The sequence below is a fragment of the Nocardia sp. NPDC003269 genome (genome assembly GCF_042888005.1).
Lineage (GTDB): Bacteria > Actinomycetota > Actinomycetes > Mycobacteriales > Mycobacteriaceae > Nocardia.
The window spans coordinates 224967-248532 of sequence record NZ_JBIAPA010000004.1 but is presented as its reverse complement, the minus strand read 5'-3'; the positions used below and the strand labels follow the sequence as shown (position 1 = coordinate 248532).

General features: G+C 70.3%; 21 protein-coding genes. 14 read left to right on the top strand and 7 right to left on the bottom strand.

Annotation, left to right across the window (positions count from 1 at the left end; translation table 11 throughout):
- Positions 1-44: 44 nt before the first annotated feature.
- Positions 45-1556 carry a hypothetical protein gene (locus ACFYWJ_RS29405; RefSeq protein ID WP_355278688.1) on the top strand — a complete coding sequence of 504 codons (1512 nt, stop codon included), beginning with the start codon at positions 45-47 and terminating at the stop codon, positions 1554-1556.
- Positions 1557-1566: 10 nt separating this feature from the next.
- Here the strand turns inward: ACFYWJ_RS29405 and ACFYWJ_RS29400 are convergent, their stop codons facing one another.
- The 5 genes from ACFYWJ_RS29400 to ACFYWJ_RS29380 are packed head-to-tail and all read right to left on the bottom strand — an operon-like array spanning position 1567 to position 7166.
- Complete coding sequence (locus ACFYWJ_RS29400; protein WP_355278689.1) at positions 1567-2349, bottom strand: sirohydrochlorin chelatase; 783 nt, start codon at positions 2347-2349, stop codon at positions 1567-1569.
- Positions 2349-3644, bottom strand: a complete 1296-nt coding sequence (locus ACFYWJ_RS29395; RefSeq protein ID WP_355278692.1) for a GTP-binding protein — start codon at positions 3642-3644, stop codon at positions 2349-2351. The genes ACFYWJ_RS29400 and ACFYWJ_RS29395 overlap by 1 nt, the downstream gene beginning before the upstream one ends.
- Positions 3644-4603, bottom strand: a complete 960-nt coding sequence (gene cysD, locus ACFYWJ_RS29390) for a sulfate adenylyltransferase subunit CysD (RefSeq protein ID WP_355278694.1) — start codon at positions 4601-4603, stop codon at positions 3644-3646. The genes ACFYWJ_RS29395 and cysD overlap by 1 nt, the downstream gene beginning before the upstream one ends.
- On the bottom strand, positions 4600-5355 hold the full coding sequence (locus ACFYWJ_RS29385) for a phosphoadenylyl-sulfate reductase (protein ID WP_355278696.1): 756 nt from the start codon (positions 5353-5355) through the stop codon (positions 4600-4602). Before ACFYWJ_RS29385 ends, cysD begins: the two co-directional genes overlap by 4 nt.
- A 20-nt stretch (positions 5356-5375) precedes the next feature.
- Positions 5376-7166, bottom strand: coding sequence for a nitrite/sulfite reductase (locus ACFYWJ_RS29380; protein WP_355278697.1), 1791 nt, complete (start codon positions 7164-7166; stop codon positions 5376-5378).
- 434 nt (positions 7167-7600) lie between these two features.
- Here ACFYWJ_RS29380 and ACFYWJ_RS29375 point away from each other — a divergent pair, with 434 nt between their 5' ends.
- From ACFYWJ_RS29375 to ACFYWJ_RS29360, 4 genes are all read left to right on the top strand, one after another.
- Positions 7601-8029 carry an SgcJ/EcaC family oxidoreductase gene (locus tag ACFYWJ_RS29375; RefSeq protein WP_355278700.1) on the top strand — a complete coding sequence of 143 codons (429 nt, stop codon included), beginning with the start codon at positions 7601-7603 and terminating at the stop codon, positions 8027-8029.
- A 108-nt stretch (positions 8030-8137) separates the two neighbouring features.
- Positions 8138-9325: a radical SAM family heme chaperone HemW gene (gene hemW, locus ACFYWJ_RS29370; RefSeq protein ID WP_355279259.1), complete on the top strand. Its 1188-nt coding sequence runs from the start codon at positions 8138-8140 to the stop codon at positions 9323-9325.
- A gap of 42 nt (positions 9326-9367) precedes the next feature.
- On the top strand, positions 9368-9910 hold the full coding sequence (locus ACFYWJ_RS29365; protein ID WP_355278701.1) for a DinB family protein: 543 nt from the start codon (positions 9368-9370) through the stop codon (positions 9908-9910).
- Between the two features lie 201 nt (positions 9911-10111).
- Positions 10112-10336, top strand: a complete 225-nt coding sequence (locus ACFYWJ_RS29360) for a hypothetical protein (protein WP_355278702.1) — start codon at positions 10112-10114, stop codon at positions 10334-10336.
- A gap of 90 nt (positions 10337-10426) precedes the next feature.
- Here the strand turns inward: ACFYWJ_RS29360 and ACFYWJ_RS29355 are convergent, their stop codons facing one another.
- Complete coding sequence (locus tag ACFYWJ_RS29355) at positions 10427-12352, bottom strand: hypothetical protein (RefSeq protein ID WP_355278704.1); 1926 nt, start codon at positions 12350-12352, stop codon at positions 10427-10429.
- Positions 12349-12714 (bottom strand): hypothetical protein, encoded by a 366-nt coding sequence (locus ACFYWJ_RS29350; RefSeq protein WP_355278706.1) that lies wholly within the window; start codon positions 12712-12714, stop codon positions 12349-12351. Before ACFYWJ_RS29350 ends, ACFYWJ_RS29355 begins: the two co-directional genes overlap by 4 nt.
- 318 nt (positions 12715-13032) lie before the next feature.
- Between ACFYWJ_RS29350 and hrcA the strand changes: the two genes are divergently transcribed.
- The 9 genes from hrcA to ACFYWJ_RS29305 all read left to right on the top strand — a co-directional run bounded on the left by hrcA (position 13033) and on the right by ACFYWJ_RS29305 (position 23503).
- Positions 13033-14067, top strand: coding sequence for a heat-inducible transcriptional repressor HrcA (gene hrcA / locus ACFYWJ_RS29345; RefSeq protein ID WP_218717363.1), 1035 nt, complete (start codon positions 13033-13035; stop codon positions 14065-14067).
- Between the two features lie 130 nt (positions 14068-14197).
- Positions 14198-15352: a molecular chaperone DnaJ gene (dnaJ, locus tag ACFYWJ_RS29340; RefSeq protein WP_355278709.1), complete on the top strand. Its 1155-nt coding sequence runs from the start codon at positions 14198-14200 to the stop codon at positions 15350-15352.
- A 4-nt stretch (positions 15353-15356) separates the two neighbouring features.
- Positions 15357-16097, top strand: coding sequence for a 16S rRNA (uracil(1498)-N(3))-methyltransferase (locus ACFYWJ_RS29335; protein WP_355278711.1), 741 nt, complete (start codon positions 15357-15359; stop codon positions 16095-16097).
- Between the two features lie 208 nt (positions 16098-16305).
- On the top strand, positions 16306-17367 hold the full coding sequence (locus ACFYWJ_RS29330) for a PhoH family protein (RefSeq protein WP_336083603.1): 1062 nt from the start codon (positions 16306-16308) through the stop codon (positions 17365-17367).
- 63 nt (positions 17368-17430) lie between these two features.
- Positions 17431-17985, top strand: coding sequence for an rRNA maturation RNase YbeY (gene ybeY / locus ACFYWJ_RS29325; protein WP_189033070.1), 555 nt, complete (start codon positions 17431-17433; stop codon positions 17983-17985).
- Positions 17982-19355, top strand: coding sequence for a hemolysin family protein (locus ACFYWJ_RS29320; RefSeq protein ID WP_355278715.1), 1374 nt, complete (start codon positions 17982-17984; stop codon positions 19353-19355). The genes ybeY and ACFYWJ_RS29320 overlap by 4 nt, the downstream gene beginning before the upstream one ends.
- Positions 19348-19683 (top strand): cytidine deaminase, encoded by a 336-nt coding sequence (locus ACFYWJ_RS29315; RefSeq protein WP_355278718.1) that lies wholly within the window; start codon positions 19348-19350, stop codon positions 19681-19683. The genes ACFYWJ_RS29320 and ACFYWJ_RS29315 overlap by 8 nt, the downstream gene beginning before the upstream one ends.
- Positions 19676-20581: a GTPase Era gene (era, locus tag ACFYWJ_RS29310; RefSeq protein WP_355278721.1), complete on the top strand. Its 906-nt coding sequence runs from the start codon at positions 19676-19678 to the stop codon at positions 20579-20581. Before ACFYWJ_RS29315 ends, era begins: the two co-directional genes overlap by 8 nt.
- Positions 20582-20671: 90 nt before the next feature.
- The gene (locus ACFYWJ_RS29305) at positions 20672-23503 is read left to right on the top strand and encodes an ABC transporter substrate-binding protein (RefSeq protein WP_355278724.1); all 2832 of its coding nucleotides are present in this window, start codon (positions 20672-20674) and stop codon (positions 23501-23503) included.
- Positions 23504-23566: the final 63 nt, after the last annotated feature.

The window sequence follows — 23566 nt, the reverse complement described above, 5'->3', positions numbered from 1 at the left end:
AAAGACGTTCCCGGCCGCTGTCGGCCGAGAGAGATGGGTGAGCGATGGCGGTCGGCTGGGGAGTGTCCATCGGTGCGCGCAATACGGTCTGCGCGGTGCTCGGCGGCGGTGACGATCCGGTGGTCCGGCGGGACCGGACCGGCTCCCGCGCGGATCGGATTCTCGGTTTCGCCGACCTGACCATCGCCGGTGGGTTGTCGCTCGAACCCCCGGCCGAGGAACTGGTCGTCCGGGTGCTCGGGGACGCGATGGCCGCGCACGGCGCGGTCGCCGAGCACACCGTGCTGACCGTCCCCGCCGTCTACGACGAGCGGCACCTCGCCGCGCTCCGGCGCGAACTCGGACGGGCGCGACTGGGTGAGGTCGCGCTGGTGGCCGAGCCGATCGCGGCCGCCGCGGTGCTCGATCGGCCGGACGAGACCGCCGCTGCCGCACCGGATCCGGCGACGCTGCTGGTGTACGACCTGGGTGCGACCTCGCTCGATCTCGCGGTGGTCGTGCGTGACGGGCGGGGGCATCGGATCGCGGGTCGGCCCGCCCGGTCCTATGCGTTCGGTGGCCGCTCGACTGCCGCGGCGCTGGCGGTCACCGCGCACGATCTGGCGGAGGCGGAGGATCCCGGCGCCGCCGCTCCGGATCCAGGGCACGCGCTCGCGGTCCGCGATCGCCTCGTCCGGGACTCACTGCCCCTCGTGCACGAATGCCTGCGTACCGCAGGACTGTCCGCCGGGCGCCTCGACGCGGTGCTCCTCGTCGGCGGCGCGGCATCCCCGGTCGACGTGGCGCACGCGCTGGCCGACGCCCTGCGCTGTCCGGTTCTGCGCGAACCGGTGCCGGGCGAGTCCATCGCCCGGGGTGCGGCGCTGCTCGGCGCCCGGCGCTCGGCTGCGGGCACCGTGCTGGTTCCGGTCCGCAGGCCGATCTCGCGCGGTGCGCTCGTCGCCGCCGCGATCGCGGTGCCCCTGCTGTTCTCGGCCGCGCTGGGGCTGCTGCGCGCCGACGACGGCCGTGGCGGTGCGCTGGTGGCGGCACCCGGCCGGGCGCTGCCCGCGGTGCCCGGCGAGCACGTCGGCGCGGCACCGGTTTCCGGGCCGGAACACGCACTGCCGGTCGTTCCGGCGAGCCGCTGGACCCCGCGTGGCGCCGAGCACGCGGACCTGTCGCCATCGGACCCCTCGGTGGCTGATCTCGACGAGCGGGCGCCCGACCGCGCGGTCGTGGATTCGTCGGCGGGATCCACGAGAGCGGAGTCCATCGGATTCGCTGAGAGCTCGGCTAGCGTCCCCGTGACCTACCCGCCGACGACACCGGACTCGGCCACGCCGGGGCACGGCGTGCCGTCCGACCAGGTGCCGTGGACGCTGACGGTCGAGATCCCGTCGCAGATCCCAATCGAAACGCACGGTATTCCCGCCGATCCTGGTCAAGGGATGCCGATCGAAGCCCCCGCGATATCGGCTCCGCAGGGAGTACCGGTGGAAACCGGTGCGGCCGCACCGGACTCGGTCGTTCCCGATATCGCGTCGGTACCGGACTCCGGGGTAGCGCACCCCTGAGGCGGATCGCTCAGGCGGTCAGTTCCCACTCCGCGCCGACGGCCACGTCGTAGCGATCCCACACGACGGCGGCGAGCAGCGGGTGCGTACCCAGCGCCGGGACATGGACGAATTCCGGTGCGGCGGTGCGCAACCGGTCGGTGAGCAGGCCGGGCGCGAGGAACCACGGCGCGACGACGAGGCGTTCGGCGCCGCGGGCGCGCAGTCGCTCGGCCGCCTCCCGAACAGTGGGTTCGCTCGTCGCGAAGCAGATCTCGGCGCGCAGTCCGGTGCGCCGAGCCACCTCGACGGCGACCTCGGCGGTGCGCTCGTTGGCGCCGGCGCGCGAGGAACCGACCGCGGCGACAGCGATCCCGATCCGGCCCGCACCGGTGGGGACGGCCTCGGCGATCCGATCGCACAGAGCGGTGATCAGGCGTGGATCGGGGCCGAGGACGTCGGCCTGATCCAGCTGGAGCAGCGGATGCCTGCGCCGTGCCGCGTCGAGCAGTCCGGGCAGATCGACGCGGGCGTGGAACGCGCTGCCGAGCAGCATCGGCACCACGATCGCGCGGGTGCATCCCTCCGCGGCGACCGCGTCGACGACCTGGTCGACCGACGGCGCGTTGAGATCGAGAAAGGCGAGCCGGACGGTCAGGTCCGGTCGCTGCGCGGCGACCAGATCGCGCACGGCCGCCGCGTTCGCCGCCGAACGCGGGTCACGGCTGCCGTGGGCGACCAGGATCAGCGCGGGCTCGCGCCCGCCGCGCGGCGCCACGGCGGCACCACGCAGCGGGGCGAGCACCGACGTCATCAGACCGCGGTACCGACCTCGACCGAGGTCAGCACATCGCCGACCAGGCCGGCGGCCAGGGTGTTGCCACCGGCGGGGTCGATCAGCAGGAACGACCCGGTGTGCCGGTTGGTGCGGTAGTCGTCGGCCGGGATCGGCTCGGCCAGGCGCAGCGACACCCGGCCGATGTCGTTGAGCTCCAGCGTCTCCGGGCTCGGCTCGGCGGTCAGGGTCTGCTCGTCGAACCGCTCCACGAGCGCGCCGACGATCGCCTGCGTGGTCTTGGCGCCGTGCTTGAGCAGCAGCCGGGCGCCGGGACGCAGCGACTTGTCGCCCAGCCAGCACACGGTCGCGTCGAAGGTGTCGATCGCCTCCGGCGCGTCGGCCACCGAGGCGATGATGTCGCCGCGCGAGATGTCGACCTCGTCGGCCAGGATCAGCGTCACACTGCGGCCCACCTGCGCGACGGCGAGTTCGCCGTCGGGGGTGTCGATGCGCTCGACCGTGGTGCGCTTGCCCGAGGGCAGCACCACGATCTCGTCACCGGGGGAGACCGAACCGGCCGCGATCTGGCCCGCGTAGCCGCGGTAATCGGGGTACTCGGCGGTGCGCGGCCGGATCACGTACTGCACCGGGAAACGCAGGCCGAGGGCGTGCGCGCCGGTCGAATCCGCGTCCACCGGCACCGATTCCAGGTGCTCGATCAGCGAGGGGCCGTCGTAGTACGGGGTGTTGTCCGACCGGCTGGCGATGTTGTCGCCGTGCAGGGCCGAGACCGGGATCTCGAGGACGTCCTCGTCGGCCCAGCCCAGCTTCGCGGTCAGCGAGTTGAACTCCGCGGAGATCGCGGCGAACACTTCGGCCGGATTGTCGACCAGGTCGATCTTGTTCACGGCCAGCACCAGCTTCGGCACGCCGAGCAGCGCCAGCACCGCGGCGTGGCGGCGGGTCTGCTCGATGACGCCCTTGCGCGCGTCGACCAGCAGGATCACCAGCTGTGCGGTGGACGCGCCGGACACCGTGTTGCGGGTGTACTGCACGTGACCGGGGGTGTCGGCGAGCACGAAAGACCGCTTGGGCGTGGCGAAGTAGCGGTACGCCACGTCGATGGTGATGCCCTGCTCGCGCTCGGCACGCAGCCCGTCGACCAGCAGCGACAGGTCCGGGGTGGACAGACCCTTGTCGACCGAGGCGCGGGTGACGGCGTCGATCTGATCGGCCAGCACGGACTTCGTGTCGTAGAGCAGCCGTCCGACCAGGGTGGACTTACCGTCGTCGACAGAACCGGCGGTGGCCAGCCTCAATAGGTCGGACATCAGAAATAACCCTCTCGCTTGCGGTCTTCCATGGCGGCCTCGGACACGCGGTCGTCGCCACGGGTCGCACCACGTTCGGTCAGTCGGGACGCGGCGACCTCGGCCAGGATGGCCTCGTTGTCGGCCGCGTCGGAGATGATGGCGCCGGTGGTGGAACCGTCGCCGACGGTGCGGTAGCGCACCGAGCGGGTCTCCAGCACCTCGTTCTCGGCCGGGCCACCCCAGACGCCGGGGGTCATCCACATGCCGTCGCGCTGGTACACCGGGCGCTCGTGGGCGTAGTAGATGCTGGCCAGGTCGATGTCCTCGCGGGCGATGTAGCGCCAGATGTCGAGCTCGGTCCAGTTGCTCAGCGGGAACACCCGCACGTGCTCACCCGGCGCGTGCTTGCCGTTGTAGAGGTTCCACAGCTCGGGGCGCTGGCGCTTCGGGTCCCACTGGCCGAAGGCGTTGCGCAGCGAGAAGATCCGCTCCTTGGCGCGCGAGCGCTCCTCGTCGCGACGGCCGCCGCCGAAGACCGCGTCGAAGCGGTGCTCGGTGATGGCGTCGAGCAGCGGGACGGTCTGCAGCGGGTTGCGGATGCCGTCGGGGCGCTCGGTGAGCCGGCCGTCGGCCAGGTACTCCTCGACCGACGCGACGTGCAGGCGCAGGCCGTACTTCTCCACCACCTTGTCGCGGAACTCGAGCACCTCGTCCAGGTTGTGCCCGGTGTCGACGTGCAGCAGCGCGAACGGCAGCGGCGCGGGCCAGAAGGCCTTGAGCGCCAGGTGCAGCAGCACGGTCGAGTCCTTGCCGCCGGAGAACAGGATCACCGGCCGCTCGAATTCGCCCGCGACCTCACGGAAGATGTGGATCGCCTCGGATTCCAGCGCCGCGAGGGTGTCGAACTCGGTCAGGCCGAGGTCGCGTTCGGTGGTGTTGGTACTCACAGGCTCACTCCCGGTGGTGGTGATGGTCATGACTGGTGCAATCCGCATTCGGTCTTGGCGAGGCCGGCCCAGCGGCCGCTGCGCGGATCGGACCCCGGCTCGGGCTTACGCGTGCACGGCGCGCAGCCGATGGACGGATAACCCTCCTCCACCAGGGGATTGACGAGGATGCCGTTGGCCTCGATATAGGCCTGCATCTCGTCGTCGGACCACGGCGCGATCGGGTTGATCTTCACCAGTCCGAAGGCTTCGTCGAACGAGATCAGCGGCGCGTTGGCGCGGGTGGGCGCCTCGACGCGGCGGATGCCGGTGACCCAGGCGTTGTAGCCGGCCAGGGACTTCTTCAGCGGAACGACCTTGCGCAACCGGCAGCATTCCGCGGCGTCGCGGGCGAACAGATCCTTGCCGAGCAGCTGATCCTGTTCGGCGACACTGTGTTCGGGGCGCACGTTGACCACGTTCACCCCGTAGACGGCCTCGACCGCGTCGCGGGTGCCGATGGTCTCGGCGAAGTGGTAGCCGGTGTCGAGGAACAGCACGTCGACGCCGGGCCGGGTCTGCGCGGCCAGGTGCACCAGCACGCCGTCCTGCATGTTCGAGGCGACGATGTAGCCACCGCCGGCGACCGCTTGCGGGTCGCTCGAACGGGTCGGCCCGAACGTGCGGTCGGTCCAGGCGATCAGGTCGGCGGCCGAGGCCTCGGTGCCGAGCTCGGCCGCGCCTTGCTCGGCGATGGCCCGCAGCTCGTCCTCGGACAGCTTCGCGGCGAGATTCGTTGTCACAGTTGAGATCCCCTCATCCACTAGCGGAGGTCGGCCTCGTCGGCGCGAACGGCCCACACCGCGAATCGCTCACCGGCTTCCCGGCTCTTGACGAAGTTGCGGACGACACGCTCGATGTAGTCACCGAGCTCCACGCTGGTCACCTTGTGCTGACGCAGCTTGCGGCCGAATCCGGAATCCAGGCCGAGGCTGCCACCCAGGTGAACCTGGAAACCCTCGACCTGATTCCCGTCGCCGTCGTCGACGAGCTGCCCCTTGAAGCCGATGTCGGCGATCTGGGACCGGCCGCAGGAGTTCGGGCAGCCGTTGATGTTGATGGTGATCGGCACGTCGAGCTCGGCGTTGATGTCGGCCAGGCGCTGCTCGAGCTCCGGCGCGAGCACCTGCGACCGCTTGCGGGTCTCGACGAAGGACAGCTTGCAGAACTCGATGCCCGAGCAGGCGAGCAGGTTGCGCCGCCAGATCGACGGACGGGCCTGCAGACCCAGCGGCTCGAGCTCGTCGATCAGCGCGTCGACCTGATCGTCGGCGATGTCGAGGATGATCAGCTTCTGGTACGGGGTGAACCGGATGCGGTCCGAGCCGTACTTCTCGGCGGCGTCGGCGACCTTGCTCAAGATGGTGCCCGAGACGCGACCGGCGATGGGGGAGAAGCCGACGGCGTTGAGGCCGTTGCGCAGCTTCTGCACGCCGACGTGGTCGATCGGCTTGGCCGGCTGCTCCGGCGCGGGGCCGTCGATCAGCTTGCGCTCGAGGTACTCGTCCTCGAGCACCTGGCGGAACTTCTCGATGCCCCAGTCCTTGATCAGGAACTTCAGACGGGCCTTGGTGCGCAGGCGGCGGTAGCCGTAGTCGCGGAACAGCGAGACCACGGCCTCCCACACGTCGGGCACCTCGTCGAGCGGCACCCACGCGCCGACCCGCTTGGCCAGCATCGGGTTGGTCGACAGACCGCCGCCGACCCAGAGGTCGAGGCCGGGGCCGTGCTCGGGATGGTTCACGCCGACGAAGGCGACGTCGTTGATCTCGTGCACCACGTCCTGCTGACCCGAGATCGCGGTCTTGAACTTGCGGGGAAGGTTGGAGTACTCCTTCTTCCCGATGTAGCGCTTCACGATCTCGTCGATCGCCCAGGTCGGGTCGATGATCTCGTCGAGCGACTCACCGGCCAGCGGCGAACCGAGGACGACGCGGGGGCAGTCACCGCAGGCCTCGGTCGTGTGCAGACCGACCGACTCGAGCCGCCGCCAGATCTCCGGGACGTTCTCGACCTCGATCCAGTGGTACTGGACGTTCTCGCGGTCCGAGAGGTCGGCGGTGTCGCGGCCGAACTCGGTGGAGATGCCGCCGATGGTGCGCAGCTGGGCGACGTTGAGCGCGCCCGCGTCACAGCGCACCCGCATCATGAAGTACTTGGCTTCGAGGATGTCGATGTTGTCGTCGTCGGTCCAGGTGCCGTCGTAGCCCTCTTCGCGCTGGGTGTAGAGACCCCACCAGCGGAAGCGGCCGCGCAGGTCGGCTTTGTCGATCGAGTCGAAGCCGCCCTTGGCGTAGATGTTCTCGATGCGCGCGCGCACGTTGAGCGGGTTGTCGTCCTTCTTGGACTGCTCGTTCGGGTTCAGCGGCTCGCGGTAGCCGAGGGCCCACTGGCCTTCGGAGCGGCGGCGGACCGGCTTGCCGGTGCGCTCGCGCGGCGCGACGGGGGCTTCGCTGCGCGGCCGATCGGGCCGGACGCGGCGTTCGGCTGCCGGGCGCTCGGGGCGGGCCGGCGTCGACTGTTCGGTCGAAGCGGCGTCGGTGCTCGACGTCATGTGGGGTCGCTCCTGCGGGGTGGGTGGTACATCCGTGCTGAAGGCGCGAGGGGCTGGCTCGCGTCAGGTGGTCAGCGGGCCGATGAAAGTCGATGGCACCGGGGGAGACCCGGGCGTGGACGCCGCTGCGCTACCGGTGGAAACCGGGCCGACAACAGGCGCTGCAGACACGCTGGAAGTCGACGTGGCGCCGGGCCACGAGTCGTACTCCAGTTGCGTGCATGGGCCTATTGTGCCATGTCAGCCGGGTCGTTCCGACCGCAAGGAGATATTTCCCGCACTTTTGGGGGAAATTCCCTGGACGGTCGTCCCGTTCTGTGACGGGGGTCATAGTTCCCCGGCCGGAAGCGACTTGTGATTCGTCATGGACCCCGGATGTGCGGTGCGGCACAGCGCGTTGACCTGGAGTGTCGTTGAGGTTGCACAGTGGTCGCATGAGCAACGACGCCACTGTGGCGGGGCAGACGCCCGCCGATCTCGAGACCGAACTCGCGGCCATCACCGCCGTCGTCGAGTCCATCGCCCACGCCCAGGACAACGAACTGATCGACGAGTTCACCGCCGTCTTCCGGGCGGACGCGATCTGGACCACCGGCCACGGCAAGCGGCTGTTCGGCAGGCCCGCCATCGCCGAGTTCACCGCGCAGGTGCTGCCCGGCGCCACCACCCACGGCAAGGCGACCTACGAGATCGAGCACGTGCTGTTCCTGCGGCCCGACGTCGCCGCCGTCAAGATCCGGCAACGCTACTTCACCCTGGACGGCGAGTTGTCGGGGCAGGGCACGCCGATGTACGTCATGACCAAGGAGGACGGCGCCTGGGTGCTCACCGCCAATCAGAACACCCCCGTGGTGGCCGACTGATCGTCGACCGGTCGATCCGGGACCCCGGTCGGCCCCTGCGTGCCGGAGCCGACGGGAGCCCGGCAGACTGGAGGGGTGACTATCAGCGCTGCTTCCGGGGCTCCCGGCGTGACACCGGCCGATGCCGATCGGCCGGTGCTGCGCGATTTCGGGGGCGGCGCGTTCGGGGTCTACGTGCACGTGCCGTTCTGTGCCACCCGGTGCGGGTACTGCGACTTCAACACCTACACGGCGGGGGAGCTGGGGACCTCGGCGTCGCCGCAGTCGTGGCTCGAGGCGCTGCGCGGTGAGCTCGCGACCGCCGCGACCGAGTTCGCGGCGCTGCCGAGCGCGACGCCGCCGGTGTCGACCGTCTTCGTCGGCGGGGGAACCCCGTCGCTGCTCGGCGGTGACGGACTGGCCGCGGTCCTGGACGCGGTGCGCGCGAACTTCACCCTGGCCGTCGACGCCGAGGTGACCACCGAGTCCAATCCGGAGTCCACCGCGCCGGAGTTCTTCGAGCGCATCCGGGCCGCCGGCTACACCCGGGTGTCGCTGGGCATGCAGTCCGCGGCCCAGCACGTGCTGAAGATCCTGGACCGCACCCACACGCCCGGCCGCGCGGTGGCGGCGGCGAAGGAAGCCAGGGCCGCCGGGTTCGACCACGTCAATCTGGACCTCATCTACGGCACGCCCGGCGAGACCGACGCCGATCTGGACGCGAGCCTCGACGCCGTGCTGGCCGCCGGTGTCGATCACGTCTCCGCCTATTCGCTGATCGTCGAGGACGGAACGGCCTTGGCGCGCAAGGTCCGTCGCGGTGAACTGCCCGCACCCGACGAAGACGTCCTCGCCGCCCGCTACGAACGGATCGACGCTCGCCTCGCCGACGCCGGCCTGTCCTGGTACGAGGTCTCCAACTGGGCGGCCGACGACGCCGCCCGGTGCCGCCACAACCTCGGCTACTGGGACGGTGGCGACTGGCTCGGTGCCGGCCCCGGCGCGCACAGCCATGTCGGCGGTGTCCGCTGGTGGAACGTCAAGCATCCGTCGCGCTACGCCGACCGCGTCGCCCTCGGCGGCCTGCCCGCCGCGGGCTGGGAAGCCCTCACCGACGACGAGCGCTACACCGAGCACCTCATGCTCACCGTCCGCCTCCGGACCGGTCTGCCACTGGCCACCCTCGCACCCACCGCGCGTCCCGCGCTGGACCGCATCCTGGCCGACGGGCTCGCCGAGATCACCGGTGATCACCTCGTGCTCACCGACCGCGGCCGCCTCCTCGCCGACGGCGTGGTCCGCGACCTGCTCGACTGACCCGCGAATATTCGGTATCGGTCGCGCGGCGGCCGTGACACGATGCGCCGCGTGTCTCCTTCGCGGAATGAGCTGGTGCGCTGGCAGTTCGACCTGACCTGGTCGCTGTTCGAGTACCACCTGGATCGGTTGACGGCGGCGGACTTCCTCTGGGAGCCCGCCGAACTGTGCTGGACGATGCGGCCCGACGACACCGGCGGCTGGGTGGCGGACTGGGCCGACACCGAGCCCGATCCGATCCCGGTCCCGACGGTGGCCTGGCTGAGCTGGCATATCGGCTGGTGGTGGAGCGTGGCCATCGACCACGTGTGCCGCCGGATGCCACGGGAGCGGGCCGACATCGCCTGGCCGGGGCCGGGAGCGCCGACGATCGCCTGGCTGCGTCAGTTGCGGACGGACTGGATCGCGATCGTCGACGCGCTCGACGACGCCGAACTGGACGCGGCGTCGGCCTATCCCTGGCCCGCCGACGCCGGGCTGACGATCGCTCATCTGGTCTCCTGGGTCGATGCCGAACTGATGAAGAACGTGGCCGAGATCGGTCAGCTGCGACTGCTGCGGGCGGCGACGACCCAGGTCGCTTGACACCGATTCGTGACCGGAATTCCGGGGTCGGACAGTGGCGCGGGCGACATCGATGATCGCCCGGTCAGCGCCATGAGAAGGCGTGATGCACACCTCACCGGAGGTGCCGCGCACCGGGGTCGTCGAGGGCGGGGTTCGGTGGGTTCGGGGCCGAAGATAACGATTGGGGGCGTAGGCTTCGGCTCGATCCTAGGGAGCTATATGTCCACCGAACGGCACATCACCCTCGTCCAAGAGCAGAGCGAATTCGCCGAGGCGCGCTCTGCGGAGAAGGCGGAGAACGCGCGGCAGTGCGCGGTCGCCGCTCGCACGGTCGCGTCACATTCCCACGACGCGGAAGACTGCGTATCGCTGCTGGCGATGCTCGGCCTGGATGCCCTCGCGGGCAAGCAGGTGGGCGCGGCCTCCACCGCCGCCCAACGCTGAATCGGGCCGGACCGCCCTTCGCGGGCGGTCCGCACCGGCGGCCGATCCGATCGGCCGCACCCGCTCGTAGCTCTCGGCTCGCTGACATGATCAGTCCCGAGCCGAGTATCCGTGCTGCGCATCCGGCCCTGATTCCGCCGCACCGCCGATCACGCCTCCCACGACTGTCGGTCGCCCTTCGCCGAGCAGCACGTCGGTATTCGCCCGTGTGATCAGATACGCCGGCACCGCGCGTTCCGTCCCACCACCCGGCTCCTGTGCCTGACCGAACGGCGTGACGTACTGGAACAGCCGATCGATCACCCGGGCCAGCGCCGGAACACCCGGCGGATTCGCCCCGATGACCGGCCCCACCGCCCCGGGCACACTGCGCCCCGCCTCCGGCCGACCGAAGTCGCCCTCGCGCCCCGACCGGTAGGGCATCCCACCCGCCGACCCCCGATCTCCCACCGCTGCCGTCGGCCCACCCGAGCCCGGCCCGCTGTCGCCGAGATCCGCGGCCGCCCGGCCGAGCCCGGCCACCGCCGCCCCGATACCCGGCACCGCGGGCACGGAATGTGCCGCGACCTCCGAACCACCGATCGGACGGAACCGCTGCGCACCGGGCGCATGGAACCCCGCGCCGCCTGGCGCATGGAACCCGTGGCCACTCGGCCCAGCCGACCCATGGCTACTTGGCGCAGCGGTTTCCGGGCCGCCGGGTGTGTGGAATCCGGTGCTACCGGGCGCAGCGGACCCTGGGCTGCTTGGCGCAGCGGTTTCCGGGCCGCCGGGTGTGCGGAGTCCGGTGCTGACTGGCGCAGCGGACCCTGGGCCGCTGGGTGTGTGGAGTCCGGCGCCACTCGGTGCAGCGGTTCCCGGGCCGCCGGGTGTGTGGAATCCGGTGCTACCGGGCGCAGGGAATTCATGGCTGCCGGGCGCAGCCGAGAGCGATGGGGTGCTGACGCCCGTAGTCGACGACGACGCCACCGTTGAACTCGCCGCCGACTCCCCGTCCGACATCCCCTCGCCGGCCGATCCACGTGCACTCGAGTCCGCCACAGCCAGGCCGGTTCCGATCGATCCACCGCTCGCCGCTGTGCTGTCCTCGAGTTGCCCAAAATCCGGTGACGAGACCTGCAAAGGTTCGTCTCGAAGTGCCGCCGAGGTATTCACCACGCCACTTGCCGCATCGTCCGTCAATTGCGCGTTCATGCGTCCTGCCGACGGCCGGTGATCGCCGCCCGTAGGTACTGCGTGGTCGCTGTCCGCCGACGGCGGCGGGTTGGAGACCATCCGCTGTGGGTGATCGCAGTTGGTCGATGGGAATGGGTTGTAGCTCGTGGGCAAAGCACGGTCGTTGTCGGTCGACGGCTGTTCGTCGCCGCCCATCCGTAGTGCGTGATCATGGTCCGTCGACGGCTGGTGGTGTCTACCTGCCGACAGTGTGTGCGTGCCGTCCGCACTCCAGGTGTGCACACGCTGTCGGCCGGAATCCGCTCCCGACCCGACCGGCCGAATCGGCATGGGCAGCGCAGGAATCCGGTCGTCGATCGCGCTGAACGGCAGCACATACCGCTCCCGCATCGCGAGGCGCGCGGATTCCTCTGCGGCGGCGGCCACACGATGTGCTGCCGCCCCGCTCGACGGCGACAACGCTGATCCCGGCTCGGCGAGGACCAGTTCGGGAATCGCGTACTTCGTGGCGACAATCGCCTCGGCGGCGGCCCGGACCAGGCTGGGTAGCTCCACCAGTGCGGGCGCCAGTTCCCGCGCTCGCGCCACATACGCGCTGACAGCGGCACCGGCCGCGTCGGCCCCGACACCCGACCATGCCGTCGCGAGTGTTTCCCGCATGGTCCGAGCGAAGGCGTCCAGCCCCTCCGCCCACCGCACCGCGATCCACTCGAACCGGTCCGCCTGCGCGATCGCATCGGTCACCTCTAGTGCCGTGAACGCGCGAGTGATCTCCGCGTGACCCCAGTGCCACGCATTCTCACCACCATCGGGAATCGCTCGCGGCTCGTACCCGGTCATGGCAGAGACTTCCCGGAAATCGGTTGTCCTGCCACGGGTTCCACCGCGCGGAGCCGTCCGGCCCCCTCGTCGTCCGTGCGCACCAGTTCATCCCGCGCGGCTCGGTACGCGCACCGGAGTTCGGCGACGGCGTCGGCGTGGGCCGCCAGCACCGCGGCGACACTGTTCGCGCCGGAGTCCGCCTTGGCGCGCAGCCGGGCGACCACCGTGGCCGCGGAGATCAGCCGCGGGTCGTCTTCGCCCAGACCCCACCGCGCCTGGTCGCCGATCTCGCCGGCCAGCGCGATGAGCGAGCCGATCACCCGCAGGAACTCCGCGCACCCCCGATCGAATCCGGCGAACTCCGCCGGATTCAGCGCCACCCCCGTGGCCGTGTCACTGCCGTCTCGCCGCACCACATGCCCCCCGCCGTCGACACCCGAAAAACGCTGGTAAACAGCTGAATCAGTGCCGAACGTACGCCGCTGTGCGCAGCGGTACCAGAGCCCGCGCGCCACCTGTGGACAAACCACGGCCTGTGGACAACTCCACTCCGTCGCGACCATGTGAGCGGGCGATCTCGGACCGGACAATTAGACTGGAGAACGAGACGCTCCGAGCGTCCGCGTGCGAGTCTGTGCGTCGAACACAGCGGTACACGGGCCGATGACGTACCCGGCACGAGCGAGGAGGTGGGGTCGATGGCGTCGAGCACCGAGGATCGGCGATTCGAGGTCCTGCGAGCGATCGTCGCGGACTACGTCGCCACCAAGGAACCGATCGGCTCGAAGTCGCTCGTGGAACGGCACCACCTGGGTGTTTCCAGTGCCACGATCCGCAACGACATGGCCGTGCTGGAGGCCGAGGGGTACATCACCCAGCCGCACACCAGCTCGGGCCGCATCCCCACCGACAAGGGGTATCGCGAGTTCGTCGACCGGATCGCCGAGGTGAAGCCGCTCTCGGGCGCCGAGCGGCGCGCGATCATGGAGTTCCTCGAATCCGGCGTCGATCTCGACGACGTCCTGCGTCGCGGGGTGCGGTTGCTGGCCCAGCTCACCCGCCAGGTCGCTGTCGTGCAGTACCCCACGGTCTCGGCGTCGATCGTGCGCCATATCGAGGTCGTCGCGCTCAATCCGGCCCGCCTGCTGCTGGTGGTGATCACCGACACCGGCCGGGTCGATCAGCGCATCGTCGATCTCGGTGCCGTCATCTCCGACGACGATCTCGCCGCGGTGCGCGGGCTGCTCGGTGGTGCCATGGACGGCAAGCTGCTGTCGGTGGCCAGCGCGTCGGTGGCCGGCCTGCCGGAGCGGGCGCCCGCCAAGATCAAGGACGTGCTCGTTCGGGTCTCCACGGTGTTGGTGGAAACCCTCGTGGAGCACCCGGAGGAACGGCTGGTCCTCGGTGGCACGGCCAACCTCACCCGCAATGTCGCCGACTTCGGTTTCCCGGGTTCGCTGCGGACCGTGCTGGAAGCGCTCGAGGAACAGGTCATCGTGCTGAAACTGCTGGCCGCGGCGCAGCAACCGGGCCAGGTGATGGTGCAGATCGGCGAGGAGACCCAGGTCGAGCAGATGCGCGGCACCTCGGTGGTGTCCACCGGCTACGGCGCGGCGGGCGCGGTGCTCGGCGGCATGGGTGTACTCGGCCCGACCAGGATGGACTATCCGGGAACGATGGCCTCGGTGGCGACCGTCGCCCGCTACATCGGCGAGGTACTTGCCGAAAGATGACGCGGGCCGGAATCGGCCCGACCCGCAACTGTTAAGGTCGATACTTCGGCCGGTAAAGTTGAGTGGATTCGACTAAGGATGCGCCCGGCGCTCGGCTGGACCACAGCGACCAAGGACTAGAGAACTCACAGTGGCACGGGATTACTACGGACTGCTCGGCGTCGGCAAGAACGCCACCGACCAGGAGCTCAAGCGCGCCTACCGCAAGCTGGCCCGCGAACTGCACCCCGACGTGAACCCGGACGAGGCCGCGCAGGCCAAGTTCAAGGAAGTCTCCACCGCCTACGAGGTGCTGACCGATCCGGAGAAGCGCCGCATCGTCGACCTCGGCGGCGACCCGCTCGAAAGTGGCGGCGGCGGAGCCGGTTTCAACGGCGCGGGCTTCGGCGGTCTCGGCGACGTCTTCGAAGCGTTCTTCGGCGGCATGAGCGGGCAGGGTGGTGGCGCGCGCAAGCCGCGCGGCCGCGTCCAGCCCGGCGCCGACTCGCTGATCCGTACCCGGCTGAGCCTGGCCGAGTGCGCGGTCGGCGTCACCAAGCATCTGACCGTCGACACCGCGATCCTCTGCGACATCTGTCAGGGCGCCGGCACCAACGGCAACTCCAAGCCGGTGCGCTGCGAGACCTGTGACGGCGCCGGTGAGGTGCAGTCGGTGCAGCGGTCCTTCCTGGGTCAGGTGCTCACCTCGCGTCCCTGCCCGACCTGCCGTGGCGCGGGCGAGACCATCCCCGATCCCTGCCACAAGTGTGGTGGCGACGGCCGGGTCCGCGCGCGTCGCGAGATCGCCGCGCCGATCCCGGCCGGTGTCGCCAACGGCATGCGGGTGCGGCTGGCCGCGCAGGGCGAGGTCGGCCCCGGTGGCGGCCACGCCGGTGACCTCTACGTCGAGGTCGTCGAGCAGCCGCACGACACCTTCGTCCGCGACGGCGACGACCTGCACTGCACCGTCCGGGTCCCGATGGTCGACGCCATCCTGGGCACCACGGTCGTCGTCGACACCATCCTCGACGGCCCGACCGAGCTGACCATCGCGGCGGGCACCCAGCCCGGCGAGGTCATCCAGCTGCGCGCCCACGGCATGCCCCGGCTGCGTTCGGGCGCCCGCGGCGACCTGCTGGCGCACCTGGACATCATCGTGCCGACCAAGCTGGACGGGAAGCAGACCGACCTGCTGCGCAAGTTCAAGGGCATGCGCGACAAGGACCGCGCCGAGGTGATGTCGGCGCAGTCCGAGCACAACAGCGGCCTGTTCGCCCGGCTGCGCGCCTCCTTCAGCGGACGCTGAGGCCGTGGCCGCGACGGTCTTCTACCTCGACGAGGTGCCCGAACCGGGTGCCGTCGCGGTCCTCGACGGTCCGGAGGGCAGGCACGCGGCCACCGTGCGCCGGATCAAGGTCGGCGAGCCGATCACCCTGTCCGACGGACGCGGTGTGCTCGCCGAATCGGAAGTCGTTGCGGCCCAGAAGGACCGGCTCGAGCTCGCGGTGCGGCACCGGCGGATCGCCGCGCCGGTGACGCCGCGGGTCACCGTGGTGCAGGCGCTGCCCAAGTCGGATCGGTCGGAGCTGGCCGTCGAGCTGATGACCGAGGCGGGCGCCGACGTCATCGTGCCGTGGCAGGCCGCGCGGTGCGTCTCGAACTGGGAGGCGAAGGCCGCCAAGGGCGTGGAGAAGTGGCGGGCCGCCGCCAAGACCGCGGCCCGGCAGTCCCGGCGGGCCTACATTCCCGAGGTCACCGACCTGCACCGCACCCGCGATCTGATCGAGCTGGTGCGAAAGGCCGGCGCGGACGGCGCGATCGTCGCCGCCCTGCACGAGTCCGGCGCCGGCAAGTTCACCGAGCTGCCGCTGGCCCGGGCGAGCGACGTCGTGTTGATCGTCGGGCCCGAGGGCGGCCTCGACGACGCCGAACTGGCCGCGCTGGCCGAGGCGGGGGCCACCAACGTGGTGCTCGGCCCGACCGTGCTGCGTACCTCCACGGCCGCCGCGGTGGCACTCGGTGCCCTCGGCGCGCTCACTCCGCGCTGGTAGATCACCCGCCCGGCGGCCGCCGCCCGCTCGTGACCTGCGATCACCGGTCGATCGCGGTTCGGCCGATCCCGCCGTTATATCGCTGGGCGGTGTCGGTGCCGCGCGTTAAACTGTGCTCATCGAACACACAGTCGAGACCGGAAGCAGGCCATAGCCACTTTTGAAGAACTCAGGCGAGATCGGCGACCCCACCAACCCCGTATCAGGCATCGGCGCAGGCGGTAACAACGCGGGTCCCGCGGCGCGAACAGTGCGTTCCAGCATCGAACTCGCCCCGGAGTCTGTTTTCCCGTTCCTCGGCTCGGCCGACCAGAATCTTCGTCAGCTCGAGAAGCTGCTCCCGGCCGACATCCACGTCCGCGGCAACACCGTCACCATCACCGGTAAGGCCGGCGATGTGGCGCTGGCCGAGCGCGTCATCGAGCAGCTCGTGGCGCTGACCGGCCGCAATCGGGTGATCACCCCCGAAGCGGTCCGGCACACCGTCTCGATGCTCACCGAGGGCGTGTCCGAATCGCCCGCCGAGGTGCTGAGCCTGGACATCCTGTCGCGCCGCGGCAAGACCATCCGGCCCAAGACGCTGAACCAGAAGCGCTACGTCGACGCGATCGACGCCAACACCATCGTGTTCGGCATCGGTCCCGCCGGTACCGGCAAGACCTACCTGGCGATGGCCAAGGCGGTGCAGGCCCTGCAGTCCAAGCAGGTCACCCGCATCATCCTGACCAGGCCCGCGGTCGAGGCCGGCGAGCGGCTCGGCTTCCTGCCCGGCACGCTCAACGACAAGATCGACCCGTATCTGCGGCCGCTCTACGACGCGCTGCACGACATGATGGACCCGGAAGCGATCCCCAAGCTGCTCGCCTCGGGTGTCATCGAGGTCGCGCCGCTGGCGTACATGCGTGGCCGCAGCCTCAACGACTCGTTCATCATTCTCGACGAGGCGCAGAACACCACGGCCGAGCAGATGAAGATGTTCCTGACCCGCCTGGGCTTCGGTTCGAAGATGGTGGTCACCGGTGACATCTCGCAGGTCGACCTGCCCAACGGGCAGCGCTCGGGTCTGCGGGCGGCCGCGGAGATCCTCACCGACATCGACGACATCCACTTCTCGGAGCTCACCAGCGCCGATGTGGTGCGGCACCGGCTGGTCTCCGACATCGTCGACGCCTACGACCGGTACGAGTCCGACACCCGCGCGGTTCCCGGCCCGCACTACCCGGGCAACCGGGCACAGCGCCGCGCCGCCGGCCGCGCGAACCGGGGGTAACTCACGCCACGCTGGCCCGATGCCGCTCCCGGCGGCGTCGGGTCGGCACCGTACCCTGAACAGGTGAGCATCGAGATCGCCAACGAATCGGGCATGGACGTCCCCGAAGAAGACCTGGTCAGCGTCGCACGTTTCGTCATCGGCCGGATGGACGTGCATCCCGCCGCCGAGCTGTCGATGGTGCTCGTCGATCTCGACACCATGGCCGACCTGCACGTGCGCTGGATGGACCTGCCCGGCCCGACCGACGTGATGTCGTTCCCGATGGACGAGCTGGAGCCGGGCGGTCGCCCCGACAGCCCCGAGCCCGGCCCGTCGATGCTCGGCGACATCGTGCTCTGTCCGGAGTTCGCGATGGGGCAGGCGCAGAAGGCGGGCCATTCCCTCGACCACGAGCTGGCACTGCTCACCGTGCACGGCGTGCTCCACCTGCTCGGCTACGACCATGCCGAGCCGGAGGAGGAGAAGGAGATGTTCGCGCTGCAGGCCCAGCTGCTCGAGGAGTGGTACGTGAGCCTGCGTGAGGAACAGCGGCGCGCCGAACTGGCCGAGCGCGATGCCCAACTGCTCGGCAAGGCAGGTTTCACCGCACCGGGTGACGCCCTGGGCCCCGCGTGACCGCACTGACCCAAACCCTGCTGGCGATCGTGCTGATCGGCCTCGGCGGGGTGTTCGCCGGGGTCGACTCGGCGTTGAACACGGTGTCGCGCGCCCGGCTCGACGACATGGTCCGCGAGGAACGGCCCGGCGCGGCGCGGCTGCGCAAGATCGTCGACGACCGGCCGCGGTACGTGAATCTCATGGTGCTGCTGCGCATCCTGTGCGAGATCACCGCGACCGTCCTGCTCGCCGCCGCGGCCCTGTCGCTGTGGAGTGCGGGCACGGCGCTGCTGGTGACCGCCACGGTGATGGTGGTCGTCTCCTACGTCGTGATCGGTGTCGGCCCGCGCACCCTCGGCCGCCAGCACGCCTATTCGATCGCGCTCGGCGCCGCGGTGCCGCTGCAGATCATCGGCGCGGCGCTGGGGCCGGTCAGCCGGCTGCTGATCCTGCTCGGCAACGCGATCACCCCGGGTAAGGGATTTCGCAACGGCCCCTTCGCTTCCGAGATCGAGCTGCGGGAAGTGGTCGACATGGCTCGCGAGCGCGGCGTGGTCGCCGACGACGAACGCCGGATGATCCAGTCGGTGTTCGAACTCGGCGACACCCTCGCCCGCGCGGTGATGGTGCCGCGCACCGAGATGGTGTGGATCGAGGCCGACAAGACCGCGGCCCAGGCGATGTCGCTGGCGGTGCGGTCGGGGCACTCGCGGATTCCGGTGGTCGGCGAGAACGTCGACGACGTGCTCGGCGTGGTGTACCTCAAAGACCTTGTCCCGTACGCCGATCGCAGCCGCAAGGTGACCGTGCGCGAGGTCATGCGGCCCGCGGTGTTCGTCCCCGATTCCAAGCCGCTCGACGATCTGCTCGACGAGATGCAGCGCCGCCGCAACCACATGGCGCTGCTGGTCGACGAGTACGGCGGCATCGCGGGTCTGGTGACCATCGAGGACGTGCTCGAGGAGATCGTCGGCGAGATCGCCGACGAGTACGACACCGACGAGACGCCGCCCGTGGAAGACCTGGGCGATGGCCGCTACCGGGTGTCGGCACGGCTGTCGGTGGAGGATCTGGGCGAGCTGTACGGGCTCGACATCGAGGATGAGGACGTCGACACCGTGGGTGGGCTGCTGGCCCACGAGCTGGGGCGCGTGCCGCTGCCCGGGTCGAAGGTGACCGTCTACGGCCTGGTGCTGCGCGGCGAGGGCGGCGCGGACGCGCGCGGGCGGATGCGGGTGAACACCGTGCTGGTGCGCCGCGACGCCGAGAAGGACAAGAAGACCGAGAAGTCCCGCAAGGGCAAGACCAACGGCACCGAGCAGACCACCAACGGCAGCGAGCCCGCGGAGGTCACCGTGCCCGACGACAACGGAGATACCGATGAGTGAACTGGATGCCGAGGACAACAAACTGCTGGTGCTGGCGCGGGGCGCGCTGGGCCGCACCGGTGGCGCGAGCGGCGCCGCCATCCGCGACACCGACGGCCGCACCTACGCCGCCGGCGAGGTCGCGCTGACGGCGCTGCGGCTGACCGCGCTGCAGGCCGCCGTGGCCGCCGCGATCTCCAGCGGCGCCGAGGGTTTCGAGGCGGCCGTCGTCGTCGGTGGTGACGCCGACGACGCGGGCATCGCCGCGGTTCGCGAGGTCTCGCCGTCGGCCGCGGTGATCCGCACCGACCGCGCCGGCGCCGTGCTGAGCGAGGTGCACGGTGGCTGACAAGGAATTCCGTTCCGGCTTCGTCTGTTTCGTCGGCCGCCCGAACACCGGCAAGTCGACGCTGACCAACGCCCTGGTCGGCACCAAGATCGCGATCACCTCCTCGCGCCCGCAGACCACCCGGCACACCATCCGCGGCATCGTGCATCGCGAGCACGCCCAGCTGATCCTGGTCGACACCCCCGGCCTGCACCGCCCGCGCACGCTGCTCGGCCAGCGGCTCAACGATCTCGTGCGCGACACCTACTCCGAGGTCGACGTGATCGCCGTGTGCATCCCGGCCGACGAGAAGATCGGCCCCGGTGACCGCTGGATCGTCGAGCAGATCAAGATGATGGCGCCCAAGACCACCGTGCTCGGCGTGGTCACCAAGATCGACAAGGTGAGCCGCGACCAGGTCGCCCACCAGTTGATGGCGGTCTCGCAGCTGCTCGGGCCCGAGGCCGAGGTCGTGCCGGTGTCGGCGGTCAAGGGTGAGCAGGTCGAGGTGCTCGTCGACGTGATCGCCTCGAAGATGCCCGAGGGCCCGGCGTTCTACCCCGACGGCGAGATCACCGACGAGCCCGAGGAAACCCTGATGGCCGAGCTGATCCGCGAGGCCGCGCTCGAGGGTGTGCGCGACGAGCTCCCGCACTCGCTGGCCGTGGTGATCGAGGAGATCCAGCCGTACGAGGCCAACGAGGACATGCTCGAGGTGCATGCCCTGCTGTACGTCGAACGGCCGAGCCAGAAGGCGATCATCATCGGCAAGAACGGTTCCCGCCTCAAGGAGGTCGGCACCAACGCCCGCAAGCAGATCGAGCACATCCTGGGGACCCGGATCTACCTGAACCTGCACGTGAAGGTGGCCAAGGACTGGCAGCGCGACCCGAAACAGCTGGGGAAGCTGGGCTTTTGACCGTTTGAGCGTCGGCGGTACGGGGTATCGTTCGGCGAATACGCCGACGGTGTTCGGTGTGCTCGCTGATCGCCCGGGGAGGCCGTCGAAGTGCCCGATGCCAATGATGTCGGCAAGCTGCTGGAGTTGCTGCGGGCGCTGGAGATCCCCGATACCAAACCGCGGGTGCTGCGCACGCTGCTGCGGGGGCGCCGCACGCTGCCCCGGCCGATCGTCGAACTGGTCGGCGTGCAGGGGCACGCGGCGCTGGTCGCCGACCTCTACAGCTGGCTGAGTGAATCGGGCGGCCGACGCGCGACTCCGCGGGCCAAGGTCGATCTGCACGCGCCGGATCTGCCGCGCACCGCGCTCACGCCCGACCTCACCGCGGTCAGCTCGCACGACGATCAGGAGATCGCCGGGCATTGCCTGCCGATCATCCAGCAGCTGGTCGCCGGCTTCGCGGCCGACGACACCGCGATGGGCGCGATCAAGTTCCCGCGCTACCGCACCGCCGATTGGCTGACGCGCCAGCGGGTCACCAGCGACGAGTCCGAGGCACCCGACGAACTACGCCGTCGGCTGCCGAAGCTGCTGCGCAGCGGATCGCCGACCAGCCGTTCCGACACCGCGGAGGGCGTCGCGGGGGACACGATCTCGCGCGTGGTCTTCGGCGTGCTCGCGCTGTGGCCGGTGCTGCGGCTGTGGCTGTGGGTGTCCGGGCGCATCCCCGGGATGTCGAAGGTGACCAGGTGGTTTCTGCACCAACGCTATCTGGCGCCCGAATTGTCCGGCAGCTTCCTGGGTTTCGCGTCCCGGCTGACCGCCTCGCACCGGGTCGACGAGAACGAGGAGCAGGTCGCCAAACTGCTGATCCACGCGTTCCTCGAGGACCTGCGCGACGCGTACCGGCGCCGGATCTGGCGGCCGTCGAGCTGGCGGCGCACCGCCTATCCGGTCGCGCTGCTCGGTGGTCTCGCCGAGGGCAGTGACGGTGCCCGCATCCTCACCTGGATCAACGAGATCAGGAACGAGACCGGGCATTTCGACCCGCTGGTGCTTGTCGCCTTCCGGGACGAGGGCCCGAACCGTGAGGTCGGCGAGCTCGGTGACATCGGGGAGCTGCGCACGCTGCGCACCCTGGAGAGCCTGGCCGAGCAGCCCTCGCCGCAACCACCGGACCCGCTGCAGAGCTGGGTCAGGGAGATCGACAACCGGCGCACCCACCGCCAGGCCGACGCGTGGTTCCTGCCGCTGCGCGCGCTGCTGCCCCCGGACACACCGCCGCGGATCAGCGACCCGCGCTTCCGCGGTCTCGCCCTGCCGCCCGCACCGCCGATGGCGGCGCGCAGCTGGTTCGTCGGCCTGTGCGTGCTCATCCCGATCGCGCTGGCCGTCGCCGCCGCGCTGGTCTACTTCCCGCCGCTGCGTGGCGCGCCGTGCTCGCAGTGGCCGTGGACCGGTGGTGTCTCGGTGGCCCTGCGCGACGGCGAGTGCGTCGGCTACAGCGACAACGCCGCGCAGCTCTTCGCCGACGATCCCGAGCTGACGGCCATGCAGCGCGAGGTGTTCCGGCTCAACGAGCAGGCCACGAAGGCCCGCGCGAGCAACCCGGACCGGCCGCTGGTCTCGCTGGTGTACTTCGCCGGTCTCAGCTACGCCGACACCAATGTGCGCTACCCGCACGCCCAGGTCGAGGAACTGGCCGGGCTCGCGGTGCAGCAGCGCCGCGCGCTGCTGGCCTCCGACGAGTCGGAACCGTTGCTGCGCGTCGTCATCGCCAACGGCGGCTCGGACATGCGCCAGGCGAGCTGGGTGGTCGAGCACGCGCTGCGCGGCCTGGTGGCCGATGATCCCAGCGTGCTCGGCGTGGTCGGCATCGATCGCAGTACCGACGAGACCCGCACGGCGATCGCCCGGCTCGGCGAACTCGGCGTGCCCGCGGTCGCGACGACGCTGTCGGCCGACGGCCTGGACCGGGCCTCGCCCCTGTACTTCCAAGCGGCGCCGAGCAATACGGTGCAGGCCCGGCTGGTCGCCGACTACGTCCAGGGCGCACGCGAGCCGAACGGCGCCCCGCGCTACGACAAGGTGACGATCTACCACCCCGAGGCGGCCGACGACCTGTACGTGACGACCCTGGTCGCCGATCTGCAGGCCGAGCTCGCCGGCCGCGGTGTCGCCCAGCAGAGTCTGAGCTGGCGCGAACAGCAGGAGCTGTACCGGTTCCCCGCGCCGTGCGAGACCGAGGGTGCCGACCGGCGCACCCTGCTGTTCTTCGCGGGCCGCAACGCTGATTTCCCCACCTTCGCCAAGGCGGTCAGCCGCGGCTGCCTCAGTGGCGCCGGACCGGCGATCCTCGGCAACGACGCGGTCACCCGGCTGATCACCGACCCCAAGGCCACCGCCGCGCTGCCGGCCAACCTGACGGTGCGCTACGTGTCCAAGGCCGCGCCGGTGATGCTCGGCGGCGCCGACTGCGTCAGCGGCGTCGGCAAACTCGGCGATCAGCCGGTGCCGTTCGAACACGAGCAGCTGTGCGTCGAACTGGCCGGGCTGATCGAGGACCTGCGCGGCTACCCGGACCTGGCCGACTACCGCCCGACCTGGGCGGGTGACCGCACCGGGCTCGCGTTCGACGTGAGCGGCCTGTTCCTGCAGGCGGTCCGGGCCAGCCGCGGCGTGCTCGCCGACCTGCCGCCGAACCGGACCGCGATCGCGGTGCAGTTGCGCGAGAGCGACTATCGCGGTGTCACCGGCACCCTGGGCTTTTCGACGCGTCGCGTCGCCGACGGCTCGTCGATCGCGGTACTGGTCACCACCGCGGTCGGCGGTCCTGGTCCGCAACGCTGCCTGATCATGTTCCCGCGCCGGACCGGTCAGGACGGCTGCCCGGCCGGGACGAAGAGTGATCTCGAGGGCTGGACCGAACCGGGGCGGTAGTGCGGAGATGTCGGAATTCCCGGACCGCACTACCGGATTCGTGCTGTTATAGTCGCTCGAACA